At 57.1% G+C, this 17122-nt stretch carries 15 protein-coding genes; 12 read left to right on the top strand and 3 right to left on the bottom strand.

Going from position 1 to position 17122, the window contains the following annotated elements; translation table 11 throughout:
- Positions 1-38 precede the first annotated feature (38 nt).
- From QP904_RS01205 to galE, 9 genes are all read left to right on the top strand, one after another.
- Entirely contained in the window at positions 39-413 is a 375-nt protein-coding gene (locus QP904_RS01205) for a DUF3099 domain-containing protein (protein ID WP_284835387.1), read from the top strand.
- A 15-nt stretch (positions 414-428) separates the two neighbouring features.
- On the top strand, positions 429-2000 hold the full coding sequence (locus tag QP904_RS01210) for a DUF7782 domain-containing protein (protein ID WP_023021397.1): 1572 nt from the start codon (positions 429-431) through the stop codon (positions 1998-2000).
- A gap of 43 nt (positions 2001-2043) precedes the next feature.
- Positions 2044-2487: a D-aminoacyl-tRNA deacylase gene (gene dtd, locus QP904_RS01215; protein ID WP_023021396.1), complete on the top strand. Its 444-nt coding sequence runs from the start codon at positions 2044-2046 to the stop codon at positions 2485-2487.
- A gap of 356 nt (positions 2488-2843) precedes the next feature.
- A complete protein-coding gene (locus QP904_RS01220) occupies positions 2844-4232 on the top strand; it encodes an SLC5/6 family protein (RefSeq protein WP_023021395.1) in 1389 nt (462 codons plus the stop codon).
- 46 nt (positions 4233-4278) lie between these two features.
- Entirely contained in the window at positions 4279-5652 is a 1374-nt protein-coding gene (locus tag QP904_RS01225; protein WP_023021394.1) for an L-serine ammonia-lyase, read from the top strand.
- A 146-nt stretch (positions 5653-5798) separates the two neighbouring features.
- On the top strand, positions 5799-6590 hold the full coding sequence (locus tag QP904_RS01230; RefSeq protein WP_023021393.1) for a helix-turn-helix transcriptional regulator: 792 nt from the start codon (positions 5799-5801) through the stop codon (positions 6588-6590).
- Positions 6591-6771: 181 nt separating this feature from the next.
- Positions 6772-7785: a sigma-70 family RNA polymerase sigma factor gene (locus QP904_RS01235; protein WP_023021392.1), complete on the top strand. Its 1014-nt coding sequence runs from the start codon at positions 6772-6774 to the stop codon at positions 7783-7785.
- A 223-nt stretch (positions 7786-8008) separates the two neighbouring features.
- Entirely contained in the window at positions 8009-8686 is a 678-nt protein-coding gene (locus QP904_RS01240; protein WP_239207617.1) for a metal-dependent transcriptional regulator, read from the top strand.
- Positions 8687-8688: 2 nt separating this feature from the next.
- Positions 8689-9675: a UDP-glucose 4-epimerase GalE gene (gene galE, locus QP904_RS01245; RefSeq protein WP_023021390.1), complete on the top strand. Its 987-nt coding sequence runs from the start codon at positions 8689-8691 to the stop codon at positions 9673-9675.
- On the opposite strand, the gene QP904_RS01250 is transcribed toward galE, so the two are convergent.
- The gene (locus QP904_RS01250) at positions 9672-10772 is read right to left on the bottom strand and encodes a DUF4192 domain-containing protein (RefSeq protein ID WP_284798482.1); all 1101 of its coding nucleotides are present in this window, start codon (positions 10770-10772) and stop codon (positions 9672-9674) included. The two genes, galE and QP904_RS01250, sit on opposite strands and share 4 nt — an antisense overlap.
- 242 nt (positions 10773-11014) lie before the next feature.
- Between QP904_RS01250 and QP904_RS01255 the strand changes: the two genes are divergently transcribed.
- Together QP904_RS01255 and QP904_RS01260 are read left to right on the top strand one after the other, a co-directional pair.
- Positions 11015-12079: a proteasome assembly chaperone family protein gene (locus QP904_RS01255; RefSeq protein ID WP_284835388.1), complete on the top strand. Its 1065-nt coding sequence runs from the start codon at positions 11015-11017 to the stop codon at positions 12077-12079.
- A 34-nt stretch (positions 12080-12113) separates the two neighbouring features.
- On the top strand, positions 12114-14657 hold the full coding sequence (locus QP904_RS01260) for a DEAD/DEAH box helicase (protein WP_284835389.1): 2544 nt from the start codon (positions 12114-12116) through the stop codon (positions 14655-14657).
- Between the two features lie 88 nt (positions 14658-14745).
- On the opposite strand, the gene ahpD is transcribed toward QP904_RS01260, so the two are convergent.
- Both ahpD and QP904_RS01270 read right to left on the bottom strand, forming a co-directional pair.
- Complete coding sequence (ahpD, locus tag QP904_RS01265; RefSeq protein WP_049361224.1) at positions 14746-15270, bottom strand: alkylhydroperoxidase, AhpD family; 525 nt, start codon at positions 15268-15270, stop codon at positions 14746-14748.
- 97 nt (positions 15271-15367) lie between these two features.
- Entirely contained in the window at positions 15368-15961 is a 594-nt protein-coding gene (locus QP904_RS01270) for a peroxiredoxin (protein ID WP_023021385.1), read from the bottom strand.
- 160 nt (positions 15962-16121) lie between these two features.
- Between QP904_RS01270 and QP904_RS01275 the strand changes: the two genes are divergently transcribed.
- Positions 16122-17066 (top strand): hydrogen peroxide-inducible genes activator, encoded by a 945-nt coding sequence (locus QP904_RS01275; protein ID WP_284835390.1) that lies wholly within the window; start codon positions 16122-16124, stop codon positions 17064-17066.
- Positions 17067-17122 lie beyond the last annotated feature (56 nt).

Here is a 17122-nt window from a genome sequence, read left to right on the forward strand (position 1 = left end):
AGGGATGACTACCGCGCGCGAGGGGAGCCGAGTTTAGGTTGTTTGGCAAAAAAGAGCGCTACCTCATCACAGATGCCAAGCTCACGCCTGGCCAGGACCGTAAGCGCCGCGAAATTCAGTACGGAATCTTCCAGTTCTTGCGCGTTCCTTCCTTGCTCATCGCCGGCTTTTTCCTCTATATGCATTGGTGGCTGCTAGCCGCAATCGTTGTGGGCGTGACTTTTCCCCTCCCGTGGATCGCCGTGGTAATTGGGAACGGCCGAGGAGAAAAGAAGGATAAGCGCGAAAAGAATGTGTACAAGCCAGCCGTAAATCGGCAGCTTTATGGCCAGACACGCGCACCACAGGTCTCCAGCGGCACGGCGCGGCCGATTGAGGCTAAACACGACATCATCGACCACGAAGAAGAGTAAAGGAATCCTGCCCACATGACGACTACTTTTGGACCCGATTTCGATGCCGCGGCACTGGCCACGTTGGCCCCTGAACTTGCGGACGTCTTTACCGCCGCAGGCTTTACCACCGATGGCGTGGCCGGGTACCTAGGGCCGGAGGTTACTGAAGCCCTATTCCGCGGCGAGCCGGCACCTGTTTCGCTAGCCGCGCAAAGCGAATCTCAGATGGACTTGTTGATCCGCTTTTTCCTCCTGCACGAGCACCTGCCTGCCACGCTTTTGGGTGAGGCCGTAGGAGCGCGCCTGGCTACCCAGTTGCTGGATGCCAAGGTTGCGCTTGCCGACGCCCACGGCATGGCCTACATTGCCCTCGACATCCGCCCCCACACCATCGTGGGCGCTAACCGGCTCATCTTCTCCGACGTCGATGCCTCCCTCGTGGATCACGTACCCGGCCCTGACCATGTGCTGGGAGTAGGCGCGGCGAGTCTCTCTTTGCTGCAGTCCACGCCAGTAAGTCCAGTCAGCAGCGTTCTCGATCTGGGCACCGGCTCGGGTGTTCAATTGCTGGGGCAAATCGAATGCGCAGAAAAAATCACCGCGACCGATGTGCATGAGCGTGCCTTGGATTTGGCCACGGCCACCATCGCGGCCGCTGGTGAGGGCGACAAAGTGGAATTGCTCCCTGGGTCATGGTTTGAGCCCGTAGCTGGTCGCCGCTTTGACCGTCTAGTAGCTAACCCGCCTTTTGTTGTAGGCCTTCCCGAAGTGGGCCACGTCTACCGCGATTCCGGATTAAACCTCGACGGAGCCAGTGAATTGGTTGTCTCTCAAGCCACCGATCACCTGACGCCCGGCGGAACCGCTCACCTTCTGGCTGCATGGGTACACACCAGTGGCGAAACATGGCAGCAACGCGTTGCTTCCTGGTTGCCGGATAAAGGGATCGCCGCCTGGGTCATTCAGCGCGACGTTGCCGATCCCGCACTTTATGTGTCCACCTGGCTCGAAGATGAATCCCTCGATATTCGCTGCCCTGAGGGGCAAGAGCGCTCTCGCGCCTGGCTCGAACATTTCCAGGAACACGAAGTAAACGGCATTGGTTTTGGTTTCGTAGCTATTCAACGCATCGGTGACGATGAGCCTGCAGATATCTTGGCCGAAGAAATGCCGCAGGCCTTCAGCGATCCGCTTGGCCCCGAAGTAGAAGAATACTTTGCCCGTGTGGCGTGGCTGCGCGATCTTGTGCCGGGAGAACTGCAGGGAAAGCACTTCCAAGTAAGGCCCGGCTTGGCACGCGAAGATATCGGCACCCCAGATGAAGATTTGGGACAGGGATTCACCCGCGCCGCCTTGCGCCTAACCCGCACAGACGGCCCGCGTTGGAGCCACGAGGTAGATGAACACATTGCCGCAATTGTCGCTGGTCTCAACCCACAGGGTCTGAACCTAGAAGAGACAATTGGGCTGTATGCGGCGGCGCACGGATTCGATGAGGAAGAACTCACCGCCGCTGCCCTCCCCGCAGTCATCGATATGGTCCGCCACGGTCTGCTTATCCCAGCAGATCTCCTCTTGGACACCGGTTCAACGAACCTTAGCTGATACCGCATTTTCAACCCACTGGATAGATAAGGAGAAGTAAGCGGTGCGCGCAGTTTTGACTCGAGTTTCAGAGGCCACAGTAACCGTCGATGGAGAGACCGTCGGGGCCATTGATTGTCCCGATACCGGCGGTCTTCTCGCGCTCGTCGGCGTCTCGCGCGAGGATATGGATGATTGGCAGCCTCGAGCAGAGAAAATGGCGCGCAAAATTGCAGAACTGCGCATTCTTGACGGCGAGGTCTCGGTGATCGATGCCGCAGCTCCGGTACTAGTAGTGAGCCAATTTACTTTGTATGGTCGCACTGCCAAGGGGCGACGCCCTGCATGGGCGGATGCCGCGCCAGGTCCGGAAGCTGAGCCGGTTGTTTCAACGATTATCAACCACCTCAAGGAACGCGGCGTGTCAGTAGAAACAGGCCAATTCGGGGCTAAAATGCGCGTCTCCTCTGTAAATGAAGGCCCTTTCACCGTTTTAGTTGAGACGTAATTTGCGCGCCCCTCTCCCGCCCCAACGATCCTCAAAACGTATTAAGCAGTACTTTCATTAGAGCACTTGTGACTGGTGCCACTCTCGGTGAAATTATATGGAACAAGCCATAAAGAACGGCAGATTGCAAATTTTTCGAGAGTGATAAATGCCCTACCTGTAGTGCAATAATTTATTATCATCCTGCAAGTTTCTGTTCTATACTGAAGGCACAGCGAAGCAAAAGGGCTGGACAAGCAGGATGAGAGAAATTTTCTCAAGGTCCTACTAACGCAAAGTTGAATGAGAATCGTTTTCTCAGTCACGGTTGCAGAAGCCCAAACGCTTCGGCCGACCAACTAGATGTAGGAAAGAAAATGTCCCACTCACTCAAGCGGCGCAATTCAGCCCAGCACCCAGAAAACAGGGCAGAAATGCCCGAACCCCCCAAGACAGCCGCACCGGCTCCTGGCATCGACACCCCCTTCGATGGCCAGAAGGGCGCACCGAAGTGGAATAAGGAAGACACCGTATGGATGCTCTCCCTGTTCGGCACCGCCATCGGCGCCGGCGTCCTCTTCCTCCCCATCAACGCCGGTATCGGCGGTATCATCCCGCTGCTCATCATGACGGTCGTAGCACTGCCTATGACCTACTGGGCTCACCGCGGAATGACCCGCTTGGTACTGTCCAGCTCCAAGCCAGACGGTGACCTCACGGACGTCGTCGAAGAGCACTTTGGCAAGAAGGCCGGTGTTCTCATGAACATCCTGTACTTCCTGTCGGTCTACCCCATCCTGCTGGTTTACTCAGTCACCATCACCAACACGGTCAACTCTTTCCTGGAGCACCAGCTCGGCGTTACCCCGCCGCACCGCTGGCTAACCTCTCTCTTGCTCGTTGGTGGACTCATCTTGATTGTCCGCATGGGCAAGGACGTCGTGGTTCACGTCATGTCTTACCTGGTATACCCGTTCATCGGCATCCTGGTTCTCCTTTCCCTTTACCTCATCCCGAAGTGGAACACCGCACTCTTCGATTCCTTTGACCTAAACGTTGCTCGCGAAGCCTCTGGTCACGGCATGGGCGTTACCCTGATGCTCTTGGTTCCGGTTATGGTCTTCTCCTTCAACCACTCCCCGATGATTTCTTCCTTCGCCGTTGACCGCCGCCAGACCTATGGCAAGTTCGCAGAAGCCAAGTCCCGCAAGACCCTGCTCCGCGCTGAGATCCTCATGGTCGTCGTGGTTATGTTCTTCGTCTTCTCCTGCGCCCTGAGCCTCTCCCCGGCTGATATGGCAGAAGCTAAGGCACAAAACATCACCATCTTGTCCTACCTGGCCAACCACTTCGATACCCCACTTATCCAGTGGATTGCTCCTATCATCGCCATGATTGCAGTTGCTAAGTCCTTCCTTGGCCACTACCTCGGCGCAGCCGAAGGCTTCGAGGGTCTCATCGTCAAGGGCAGCAAGAACGCAAGCAAGGATGACGCACAGTCGGCTCACAAGCTCGACACCATCACCCTCATCTTCATGCTGGTTACCGCTTGGCTCGTCGCTTGGGCTGACCCGTCCATCCTGGGCATGATTGAAACCCTGTGTGGTCCAACGATTGCCATCATGCTCTTCATCATCCCGATGGTCGCTATCCACAAGGTTCCTGCTCTCCAGCGCTACAAGGGCAAGGCTTCCAACTACTTCGTCTTCTTCATGGGCCTCGTCGCCCTAGCAACCATCATCTACTCCATCGTCCACGCCTTCTAAGCACCGCCGTAGACGAGAAATTCGCAGAGGATTCAAGGAAAGAACAATGTTCATCAGCATCTTCGATATGTTCAAGATTGGTATCGGCCCCTCAAGCTCACACACCCTAGGGCCAATGAAGGCCGGCAAGGCTTTCGTAGACGAGCTCAAGGAAAAAGACCTCTTTGACAAGGTCACTCGAGTGCAGGCAAATGTCTACGGTTCCCTCTCCCTCACGGGTATCGGCCACTCCACCGACAAGGCCATCCTCCTCGGCTTGGCCGGTGAAGAGCCAGAGACCGTTGATATCGACGGCATCTCCGAATTCATGAAGAACGTCCGCAGCAGCGAGAAGCTCATGCTGGGCGGCACCCACGAGGTAGAATTCCCCAAGGACGGCGGCTTCTTCTTCCACGACGAATACCTCCCGATGCACGAAAATGGTATGTGTCTTATCGCCTTCGCCGGCGAAGAAAACATCCTGCACAAGACCTACTACTCGGTCGGCGGCGGTTTCATCGTCAAGCAGGAAGACTTTGCAAAGCGGCAGGACGTCAAGGTTGATATCCCCTTCCCATATGCCAGCGCTGCAGAAATGCTCGAACTGTGCGAAAAGAACGATATGACCCTCCCCGAGCTGGGCTTGGCCAACGAATTGGCACTGCGCTCTGAAAATGAGGTCAATGAGCACCTGCGCAAGGTTCGCGATGTCATGTACACCGGCATCAAGCGCGGTTCCTCCACCGATGGTCCGCTGCCTGGTTCCCTGCTCGTTCCGCGTCGCGCGGCTGCCCTTAAGCGTCGTCTTGAGCAGTCCGAACCGCACGATGGTTTGAACATCCTCAGCTGGGTAAACATGTTTGCACTGGCTATCTCCGAAGAGAATGCAGCCTGCGGCCGCGTTGTTACCGCTCCTACGAACGGCGCCTGTGGTGTCGTCCCCGCAGTCCTGGCTTACTACGACAAGTTTGTCGAGCCAGTTACCACGGAGATGTTTGCTGACTACATCTTCGCCTGCAACCAGATTGCTTCCCTGTACAAGATGAACGCTTCCATCTCTGGCGCTGAGGTCGGCTGCCAAGGTGAAGTTGGTGTGGCGTGCTCCATGGCTGCCGGCGGACTCGCCCAGCTCATGGGCGCTACCCCAGAGCAGGTATGCATCGCAGCTGAGATTGGCATGGAACACAAGCTTGGCTTGACCTGTGACCCAGTCCTCGGACAGGTTCAGGTACCCTGCATTGAGCGTAACGCCGTTGCTGCGGTCGACTCCATCACCAGTGCTCGCATGGCGCTAGAGCGTGAGAGCAAGCCGTGTGTTTCTTTGGACGAAGTCATCTGGACCATGTACAAGACTGGTAAGGATATGAATGCCAAGTACAGGGAGACCTCACAAGGTGGTCTGGCCCTAGCAGTTCACCCACCAGTCCCGGTGTGTGGATAAAGAACACCCTGTAATGAAGCGATGAGCCGGGTGAGCACAGCGCTAAGCCGCTAGTGTTCACCCGGCTTTCTTCGGACTATTCCCTTTCTTCCACCGAGTCGCTTCCATGTGGTACCTTCGCTATAACCTGACAGGAATTAAAGGACATGCTTCAGCTAATGAATTTTCCTAGCGGCAGTGCCTCCGAAGAAAACTTCCTCGAGCAGTATATTCCCCTCGTCGAATTCCTCGGTAAGGCAATGGGCCCCAACACCGAAATCGTCCTCCACGATCTCGACGTTCCCGATAAATCCATCATGGCCATCGCCAATGGGCACATCTCCGGCCGGCAACTTGGCGGCCCGGTGACCGACTTCGCTCTATGGTTTATGAAACAGGGCGATGCCGCAGCAATCCCCATGATGACCGGCTACCGCGCCGTCAATGCGGAAGGCAAGATTTGCCGCTCCTCTAGCTACTTCATCCGAGACGACTCCGGGCATATGCGCGGCATGCTGTGCATCAATGTTGATGTATCCGAATTGGTACACATTCGCGATGCGGCCGCAGCACTCATCGGCAAGGCCGATGATCCCGCATTCGATAAGTCAAAGGCTTTCGGCGGCTACCCAGGTGAAACTGAGCTACCCAACCGCCCCGTTGCAGTACCAGACCCAGTTCCAGATAAGGAACCGGTAGAGGAAGAAGCGGACAAGGAAGGAGTCAGCGAGTCTTTGCGTTCCAACGTGGAACACCTTCTGGACTCGATGTTGGATTCCGCCATTTCTAACCAAAACACCCCTGCCCCTCGCATGCAGCGCGAGGAGCGCCTCGAGGTGGTCTCAGATTTGGAGGATGCAGGATTCTTCCTTCTTAAGGGAGGAATTGCCGCAGCAGCAGAGCGGCTAGGTGTTTCCGAACCCACCATCTACCGCTATCTCGTACAGGTACGCGGATAGTACTTCTACGTACCTGCCCCATCGCAGAGCGCGGCGTTCTCCGTGGCACATCTCCCCCGAAAAGGTGGAGTCGTACCACGGGGAACGCCGCGTTTTATCAATTCTTTCCACATTGGGAACTAAATCTCTAAAGACTCCGTTGTACTTTGTGAAACCGGCGACAAATTCAGGAGGCTTCACTATGACGAAGACATCTGCCACCACCGCCAAGGGCGCTTCAGCTGCCACTACTAATGAAGAACAGGAAGTAGATCGCGGATCTCGCCGCAACCAAACCAACGACAACCCCTCTGCCGACCTCGTTCGTGTTTATCTCAACGGCATTGGCAAGACCGCACTGCTCAGCGCGGAAGATGAGGTAGAACTCGCTCAGGCCATCGAAGTTGGACTGTACGCGGAGTACAAGCTCAATAACGCTGAAAAGCTCACCCGTGCAGAAAAGCGTGATCTTAAAATCCTCGCCCGCGAAGGCAAAAAGGCACGCTCCCACCTGCTTGAAGCCAATCTGCGCCTCGTGGTTTCGCTTGCAAAGCGCTACACCGGCCGCGGTATGCCATTGCTGGATCTCATCCAAGAGGGAAACCTCGGCCTCATCCGCGCGATGGAAAAGTTCGATTACGCCAAGGGCTTTAAATTCTCCACCTATGCCACGTGGTGGATCCGCCAGGCAATTACCCGCGGCATGGCTGACCAGTCTCGCACCATTCGCCTCCCAGTCCACTTGGTAGAACAGGTCAACAAGCTGTCCCGCATTAAGCGCGAGATGTATCAATCCCTGGGCCGTGAAGCTACCAATGAAGAGCTTTCGGAAGAATCAGGCATTGACGAAAACAAGATTGAGATGCTGCTGCGTCAGTCACGCGACCCAGTCTCTCTCGATATGCCGGTAGGTACCGATGAAGAAGCTCCTTTGGGTGACTTCATTGAAGACGCCGAAGCTACCGATGCAGAAACCGCGGTCGTAGCCTCCATGCGTCATTCCGATATTCGCGGAGTGATTGACACCTTGGAAAAGCGCGAGCAGGACGTAATTCGCCTGCGCTACGGCCTCGATGATGGTGTTCCGCGCACCTTGGATCAGATTGGCCGCCGCTTCGGTCTTTCGCGCGAACGTGTACGCCAAATTGAGCGCGAAGTTATGGCAAAGCTGCGCGATGGCAACCGCGCCGATCGCCTGCGCGAGTACGCTCTTTAATCTGGGCTGGCAGCGCTCCGCGCCCAGTCCCCCTCCCCGAGTCCATTCGGCACAATACTGCCACGGGCTCGGGGTTTGGCGTTAGAAAGGCAGCGGCTTAGTTCGACGCGGCGAGCAAGGGCTTAGGTAGGCTAATCTGGACTGCAGAGTCTAGAAAGCGCTTTCCCGTCCTTGGTCGGGAGATTAGCCGCGAAACTGTATTCACACAGAAAGGTATGCCCACGTGAGGGACCTAGTTGATACAACGGAGATGTATCTACGCACCATCTACGAGCTAGAGGAAGAAGGTATTACTCCCCTTCGCGCCCGCATCGCGGAGCGTTTGGAGCAGTCTGGGCCTACGGTTTCTCAAACTGTAGCTCGCATGGAACGCGACGGCCTTTTGCACGTGCGTACCGACCGCAGTTTGGATCTCACGGACAAGGGCCGCGACCTGGCTACCGCAGTCATGCGCAAGCACCGTTTGGCAGAGCGTTTGCTTACCGACGTCCTCGGGCTCGACATCGCAAAAGTTCACGACGAGGCCTGCCGTTGGGAGCATGTGATGAGCGAAGAAGTAGAAAAACGCATGGTCGCGGTTCTCGATGATCCAACCCGGTCACCATTCGGCAACCCTATCCCGGCGCTGTCTGCACTGGGCTTCGATGCTCCGCAGCCGGACCAGGGCACCCGCGCAGTCGATCTCCCCAATGGTGATGAGGTCTCCGCCACCGTCATCCAGGTCAATGAGATTTTGCAGGTTGATGATGGCACCTTCCAGGAACTCACCGCTGCCGGAATCCGCGTGGGAGCAAAGGTATCGGTAGTCAATAACAGCGGCACGATTACGTTGTCGACACCGGATGGCGGCAGCGTCGTGCTTTCCGACGACTTGGCGCACGCAGTGCGCGTGGAGGTATAACCATGAAACTTCTTGTCACCGGTGGCGCCGGCTATGTCGGCAGCGTGTGCGCCGCTGTATTGGTCGAACAAGGCCATGATGTAACCATCATTGACAATTTCTCCACCGGAAACCGCGAAGCCGTTCCAGAAACAGCCCGCGTCGTCGAGGGCGACGTGGCGGATAAGGCCGCCGAGGTCCTGGGAGAAGGTGGTTTCGAGGGTGTCATCCACTTCGCGGCGCGCTCGTTGGTGGGCGAATCCGTGGAAAAGCCCGATGAGTATTGGCAGCACAATGTCGTTACTACCCTGACGCTGCTCAATGCCATGCGGGATAACGAGGTCAAAAATCTCGTCTTCTCCTCCACCGCTGCAACCTACGGTGAGCCGGACCAAGTGCCGATTACAGAGGATATGCCAACCCAGCCCACCAATCCCTATGGTGCAACCAAGCTTGCCATCGACTACATGATCACCTCTTTCGCCCACGCCTATGGATTGGGGGCGACCTCCCTGCGCTACTTCAATGTGGCTGGAGCCTACGGAAACATCGGTGAGAACCGCGAGGTAGAAACCCACCTCATCCCCATCGTGTTGCAGGTGGCCTTGGGCCACCGCGATAAGATCTTCATGTTCGGTGATGACTGGGATACCGCAGACGGCACCCCAGTGCGTGACTATATCCATATCCGTGATCTGGCCGATGCCCATGTGCTTGCTCTCGAATCCAATGAATCTGGTAGTCACCGCATTTACAACCTGGGTTCTGGTGATGGCTACTCCGTCAAGCAGGTCATTGAGATGTGCCGCAAGGTCACCGGCCACGACATTCCTGCTGAGGTGGCTCCGCGCCGCGCAGGCGACCCCGCCACCCTCATCGCTTCCTCAGAGAAGATCAAGCGGGAGCTCGGATGGAACCCCACCCGCACGGATCTGGAAACGATCGTTACCGATGCATGGAATTTCACCCGCCAACTAGGTGATAAGGCACATTCAGCGAAGCGGGCCTAGCCTCCGAAGCTACTTTGCGGGGCATCAGCGCCAAGCCCCGCCGCTTCGCGGGCTAACTCACAGCCATGGCAGAGGCTCGTGACCAACCGCCTTCCCATGCCGCTGCGATACCCCTGCGCTATGAGGCGCCCCAAATTATGATGGGGCGCCTCTTCTACTAGTACAGAAAGCGCCGGACCCGCATAAATTCCGAATTCATGGGATACCTGGCTAGCTGCGTATAAGGCTAGGGCGTTATAGCGGATGGACCCCTGGAATGTACGTGCCACCGCTAGGAGGAGGTCCCCTGCTTCCCACGGCGCAGACACCAGCTCTGTGATGACTAGGTCACGGGTCCACGTGGTAGACATCCACATGGCTGCTGCACACAGCAATTCCTCATTTTCCAAAGTCTCCTCCAGCGATTCCACCTCACTGAGCACGAAGCGGACATCAGCGATAAGGCGCTTGACCACCTGCACTGGATCTGAAGTTTGGTAACCGCGCCCGGCGCGCAGTTGGCGGGCGATTTCTCTGCAGCATCGCTCCATTGCGCTAATTTCTTCTTTCCCAAAGTATGGGTTGTGGTCCTTAAAACGCTGAACCAAATCATTGCGGCTGAGTTCAGGAAGCATGCCATTATTCACGCACGCACGCATGGAGTGGCTCGTCGATATGGCGGGAATGGTTCCTTCCATCCAATTCTGCAGCGGGCCCTCGCCGTCCTCGGACGCGTGGCCAAAAATGAGGTCGTAGGCGGTATCAGTAGATAGCTCTTCGGCCAGCCAGCAAGCGTCAATGCCCACACCAGAGCGATCCTGAAAGCGGTAGAGGGAGTGCAAGATATCCCATAAATCTTCTTCTTGGCGTTGAGAGAGAACGAAACCAAAGATGCTTTCGGGGTTGCCGCAGTGAAATGCATCCATCACTTCTTGCAAGGCGGCAGGGACATCGTTCAGATTGAGGCGGGCTACCGGCCCCATACTGTATCCGCGTGGGCTGGGCTGGATGGAGATGAGGATGACTGATTCGGAGGGGAAGAATCCGAGAATTCCTGGGATATTGGCGAGGATATCGCCGGGCGTACGAATGGGCTGAGTTGGTGTTGAGATGTTCATGGCCCCAGCTTCAGCCACGCGCGCAACCATGTATAGGACAAGCATCGAGAAGTGGTAAGAATCTGGGGATAGGCGGGGTGAGGGGGCGTCGGCAGGCGGCTTGTCCACACCCCGCCCGGGATTGCGCTGGCAATGTGCGGCGATTTGGGGCACAATCAGTTATTTAACCTCCCAGTGCGCGCGGGAATACTGAGCCCGCCTGCGGCGTTGGGGTAGGTAAGAAAGCAAGGAGGTAACACAACATGCACGAAGAAGATCGCCGCATGTATGAGCTGGAGTATCCAGCCCCGGTGATTAGGGATGATTCCGGTGACGGACAAGGCCCCACCATGATTGTTGCCATGCACGGCTATGCAGACGCCGGCCAGGCCATCGAGGCTAGTGCGGACCATTTGAAGGCAGCTTTGGAAGGCCGCCAACTGGCCTCGTTTAACTCTGATGAGCTGATTGATTACCGCTCGCGCCGGCCAGCCGTCACCATCGATAAGGATCGGGCGCTAGAAATTGAATCGATGGACCTGGGTATCAAGGTCCTGCGCGATAATTCCGGCAAAACCTTCCTACTACTGTCTGGCCCAGAGCCCGACATGCGCTGGGAGGCTTTTACCACTGCTGTGGTCAAGCTGGTGGAAAAGTTCAATATCAATGACACCATCATGCTCTATGCAGCACCTATGCCGGTTCCGCACACCCGCCCCACGGTGGTCACGGCGCATGGCACTTCCTCCCGTCTGACTGAGCATATGTTGTCGATGGATTCCACCATGATGGTCCCAGGCTCTGCTGCACTGTATCTGGAAAAAGCACTGGCGGATAAGCAGCGCACCGTAGCCGGATATACCGTCCACGTGCCGCATTATCTTGCGGCTTCGCCCTACCCGCAAGCCACGTTCCAGTTATTGGATTCGGTAGCTCGGGCCGCGCACCTCAATATTCCTTTGGGCAGCATCGAGGCTGATATTTCCCGCGTAGAAAACCAACTGGAAGAACAAGTTGGTGGCTCGGATGAGATAGAAAGCGTGGTTCAGCAACTCGAGCAGCAGTATGACGCCTATATGGAGCGCTACCGCAAGGAACACCCGCAGGCTATCATGCCCGGCGAGGAAGCTGTGCCTACCGGCGAGGAAATCAGCGAGGAGTTCCAAGCCTTCTTGGCTTCTTTGGATAAGGAAGAAAGCCAGCAGATCATTAACTCTGACATAGATGACCGCGAAGATTCCGCCGATGGCGAGGGCCCTCAAGCCGATAACGGCACGGATGATTCAGATTCCGCTCAGGGCGATGGCGACTTAGGTGACGATATCTAACTAACCCACCCTCATCACCGCTAAGGTGGTGGGGGTGAACTTATCTCAGCTGCTGCCAGATTTATCGGAAGTGCCCGAGTCCCTCGTAGATGAGGCGATCTGGGATACCTTTACCTCGTGGACCACCGGCCGGGGCATTAATTTGTATCCAGCGCAGGAGGAGGCCTCGCTGGGGATCTTGGCCGGCGATAATGTCATCCTCGCTACCCCGACTGGCTCCGGAAAGTCCATGGTGGCCAATGCCGCACACTTTATCGCCTTGGCCCGTGGCCAGCGCAGTTTTTATACGGCGCCCATCAAGGCTCTAGTAAGTGAGAAGTTCTTTGCTCTCTGCGATATCTTTGGCGCGGAAAATGTGGGCATGATGACTGGTGACGCCACCGTCAACGGCAATGCCCCCATCATCGCCGCTACGGCTGAGATTGTGGCTAATATTGCGCTTCGCGATGGCGCCGAGGCCAATATCGACCAGGTGGTGATGGACGAGTTCCACTACTACTCCGAACCGGACCGCGGCTGGGCCTGGCAGGTGCCGCTGCTGGAATTGTCCAACGCGCAGTTCTTGCTTATGTCCGCCACCCTGGGCGATACCACATGGTTGGAAGAAGACCTTAGCCGTCGTACCGGCCGCGCTACCGACCTGGTTGCTGGTACTACGCGCCCCGTGCCGCTAGATTTTTCCTATGTCTTTAGCGCGGTGCACGAGACCATCGAGGAGCTCTTGGCCGATAAGAAGGCCCCCATCTACGTGGTGCACTTTTCCCAGCGGGAGGCCGCCGAGCGCGCCCAGGCGCTCACCTCGCTTTCGGGGATAATCACCAAAGAAGAAAAAGAGGCCATTGCCCAGGAAATCGGCGGCTTCCGTTTCACCACTGCCTTTGGCAAGGATCTATCTAAGTTGCTGCGCAAGGGTATTGGCATCCACCACGCGGGTATGCTGCCCAAGTACCGCCGCCTAGTAGAGCGTTTGGCACAAAAGGGCCTGCTCAAGGTTATCTGCGGCACCGATACCTTGGGCGTGGGCATTAACGTGCCTATCCGTACCGTACTCATGACGGGGCTGGCTAAGTTCGATGGACAGCGCCAGCGCATTTTGAAATCGCGCGAATTTCACCAGATTGCTGGGCGTGCCGGCCGCGCCGGCTATGACACCGAGGGCACCGTGGTGGTTGAGGCCCCCGAGCATGAAATCGAAAACGCTAAGGAACGCCGCCGCATCGGTGATGACCCCAAACGCTTGAAGAAGCTAAAGAAAAAGTCCGCTCGAGAGGGCGAGGTTTCGTGGTCCGAAAAGACCTTTGCGCGCCTTACTGAGGCTGAGCCTGAGCAGCTGACGTCTCAATTCCGCGTCTCTAACTCGATGCTGCTTAATGTATTGGCGCGGCATGGCAATGGCTATGAACACATGCGCCATCTGCTGCGGGACAATCACGATAATCGCAGCAAGCAGAATAAGGACATTCTCACAGCCCTCGACCTTTTCCGCGGGCTGGTGGATTCTGGCGTAGTGCAAAAATCCACCAAGGGCTTGGATATCTACGGCCGACCCTATCATTTAGTGCGAGAACTCCCCCGCGATTTCGCGCTTAACCAACCGCTGGGACCATTCGCCCTAGCCGCGCTCTCACTGCTGGATCCGGAGGCGGAAAACTATAACTTGGACGTTATTTCCGTATTCGAGTCCATCCTGGATGACCCGCGCCAGGTGCTCATCGCCCAGCAGAAACAGCGCCGTGGTGAGGAAATTGCCGCGCTGAAGGCGGACGGGGTGGACTACACCGACCGCATGAATATCGTGGAGGATATCACTTGGCCGAAGCCGCTCGAGGAGCTATTGGAGCAGGCCTACGACACTTTCGCTGAGACCAATGCGTGGGTCAAGGAGTTTGAGCTGCGACCCAAGTCCGTAGTCCGGGACATGCTCGAAAATGCAATGACCTTCTCGGACTTGGTGGCCACCTACGGCTTAGCCCGCTCCGAGGGCGTGATTTTGCGTTACTTGACCGATGCCTGGCGTACCCTCAAGCAATCCATCCCCGATGAGTACAACACCCCGGAGCTCGAGGACATCGTCATCTGGCTGGGTGAGCTTATCCGCCAGGTGGATTCCTCGCTTGTCGACGAATGGGCGCAGATGGCCGGCGAAGACTCCCCCATCGACCAAGACACCGTGGACCGCGAGCTTGCCTTCGGCGTGGAGGACCCCACCGCTCTTACGGCCAATCGCCGCGCCTTTACCGTTATGGTGCGCAATTACATGTTCCGTTTGGTGCAGCTTTTCGCGCTAGAAAAAGAAGACCGCTTGGCGGAGCTGCTCGATTACCTGGACGAGGTGCCGGGCTTCGGCGCTATCCTAGATGATTACTTCGATGAGTATGATGACATCGATTCCGGCCCCGAGGCCCGCGGCCCGGAGTTTTTCCGCCTAGGCGATACTGACTCGCGTGCGTGGTCCGTGCGCCAGATCATCAAGGACCCAGACGGCGACCACGCCTACCAGTTCGTCGCTACGGTAGATCTCGATGCCTCCGATGAGGCTGGCGAAGTCCGACTGTCGGACCTGCGCGTGGAGTACTAGCCAGCCAAAACGACAAAGCCGCCCTAGCTGCCACGCCCCGAGTGAGGGGGACGTCGGCAAGCGCGAGGGCGGCTAAAGGCCGGCTATTTTAGCGTGCGGCCTCAATCTGGACAGCCTGTGCCACAGCCTGAACCACGGCAGCGACCTTGACGGCCTCCCAGACCTGCTCCTTGCTCAGACCAGCCTCGTTGAGCTCGTGAGCGTGAGCACCCAGGCAGTGCTCGCAGCCATTGATGGCGGAGACTGCGGTATTCCACAGCTCGAAGTTGGCCTTGTCCACGCCTGGCTTGGAGATGATGTTCATGCGCAGGCCAAACTTTACCTGTGCGTAGTCATCGCCCAACCAGCCCTTGGCGCGGTAAGCAACGTTATTCATCGCCATGACGGTGGCTGCGCCGTAGGCTGCCTCGATAGCCTCCTCGGAGAGGTGCTCTTTTGCTTCCTCAGCGATTTCTGCCAGCACGGTGTCATTGCGGGTTGCTGCGGCCGATGCCAGCAGGCAGCCCCACAGCTGCTCTTCGTCCAAGTCCTTGGAACGGGTCAGCGCACCGAGGTTGAGCTTCTGGTCCTTGGCGTACTCCGGCAGTGCAGACTTCAGATTATCAATAGACATAGCTTTTCTCCTTTTAGGTTTTGATAGGAATTTACTGCGCTGGATTTAAAAGGAAACCCCGCCACGAAAGCGGGGTTAACCTGCATCTCAGTGAGATTTAGAGCGCGGACTGAACGACGTCCATCTTGTTGATGTTCTTGGTGGGGTCGTTCTTCTCCCAGTTGCAAGCGCAGACCTCTTCGGACTGCAGGGCGTCGAGCACGCGCAGAACCTCGTCTACGTTTCGGCCGACAGCATCCGGGGTAACGGAGACGAACTGGATAACACCATCCGGGTCGATGATGAAGGTAGCGCGGTCAGCAACACCATCAGCGTTTTCTACGCCCAGTGCGCGGATGAGGTCGTGGCGCACGTCAGAGAACATTGGGAATGGAACTTCCTTCAGCTCCGGGTGGGTTGCGCGCCAGTTGAAGTGAGCGAACTCGTTATCGGTGGAGCCGCCGAGGATCTGGGTATCGCGGTCCTGGAACTCCTCGTCCAGCTTGCCAAAGGCAGCGATCTCGGTCGGGCAGACGAAGGTGAAGTCCTTCGGGTAGAAGAAGACGACCTTCCACTTGCCCTCGTACTTGTCCAGGGATACCTGCTCGAAGTAGTCCTCCGGCTGGTTAGCGTTGACGTCGTGCAGATCGCCACCGGTCAGGGCAGTGAGGTTGAACTCTGGGAACTTCTCGCCGACGGTCAAAATAGGCATAGTCTTCAACTCCTTTAGCAAAGGCTTTTCCTCTAAGTTTCCTGCCGCTTGGCGTACAAGCAGCGGGGCCGGACCGTGTCCGGCCCAACACGATCAGTTATACCATCTTTTCGGCTCGCGTCAATAGCAAATCCTATAGGTGAGTGTTAGAGTGATAGGCATGCATAATAAAGAGTATCGCCCTACACTTGCTCAGCTGCGTACCTTCGTCACCGTTGCGGAAAACAAGCACTTTGGTACCGCAGCCGCCAAGCTCGAAATTTCCCAGCCCTCCCTCTCCCAGGGCCTCGTTGCCCTCGAGCAGGGCTTGGGCCTGCAGCTTATTGAGCGCTCCACCCGCAAGGTCATCGTCACCTCGGCTGGTGAGACCCTCCTCCCCTACGCCAAGGCAACGCTTGAAGCAGCCGATACTTTCCTGGCCCACGCACGCGGTGCCAACGGCACCCTCGCAGGCCCGCTCACCATCGGCGTTATCCCCACAATTGCGCCATATATCCTGCCTGACTTACTCTCCATGCTCGCCGAGGTCTACCCGGATCTCGAGCCGCGTTTTGTAGAAGAGCAAACCCAGCACCTCATCACCCGCCTGCGCAACGGCAACTTGGATCTCGCCATCATGGCCATTCCGTCCGAAACCACCGGCATGGTCGACAGCCCGCTCTACACCGAGAAATTCTCCATTGTCTGCCCGCCCGATCACCCCATCGCCGGCCGCGAGGACGTCCAGCTTTCCGAGCTCAAGGACCTAGATTTGCTGCTGCTTGACGACGGCCACTGCTTGCGCGACCAAATCGTCGATCTCTGCCGCCATGCCGACGTCAACCCGGCCGAGGCCACCAACTCCGTCACTCGCGCCTCTTCTCTTACTACCATCATGCAGCTGGTCATGGGCGGCTTGGGTTGCACCCTCGTCCCAGAATCGGCCCTAGCCACCGAATGCCACGGTAAGGATGTAGCCATAGCTCACTTCGCCTCCGATGTCACCGCCGAACGCGAAGTCGGCCTCGTCTTCCGCTCCTCCGCTGCCCGCGCCGAGGAATTCCGCGAATTCGGCACGCTCATCACCGCCGCCTATAACAAGGCGATTGAGCGCTCCCGGCAGTAATCGTTCACGGCAAGCCCCACGGGGGCGTCGCCAAGCACACCAAAGGCCACCGCCCC

Origin of the sequence: Corynebacterium nasorum, assembly GCF_030229765.1 — a bacterium.
GTDB lineage: Bacteria > Actinomycetota > Actinomycetes > Mycobacteriales > Mycobacteriaceae > Corynebacterium > Corynebacterium kefirresidentii.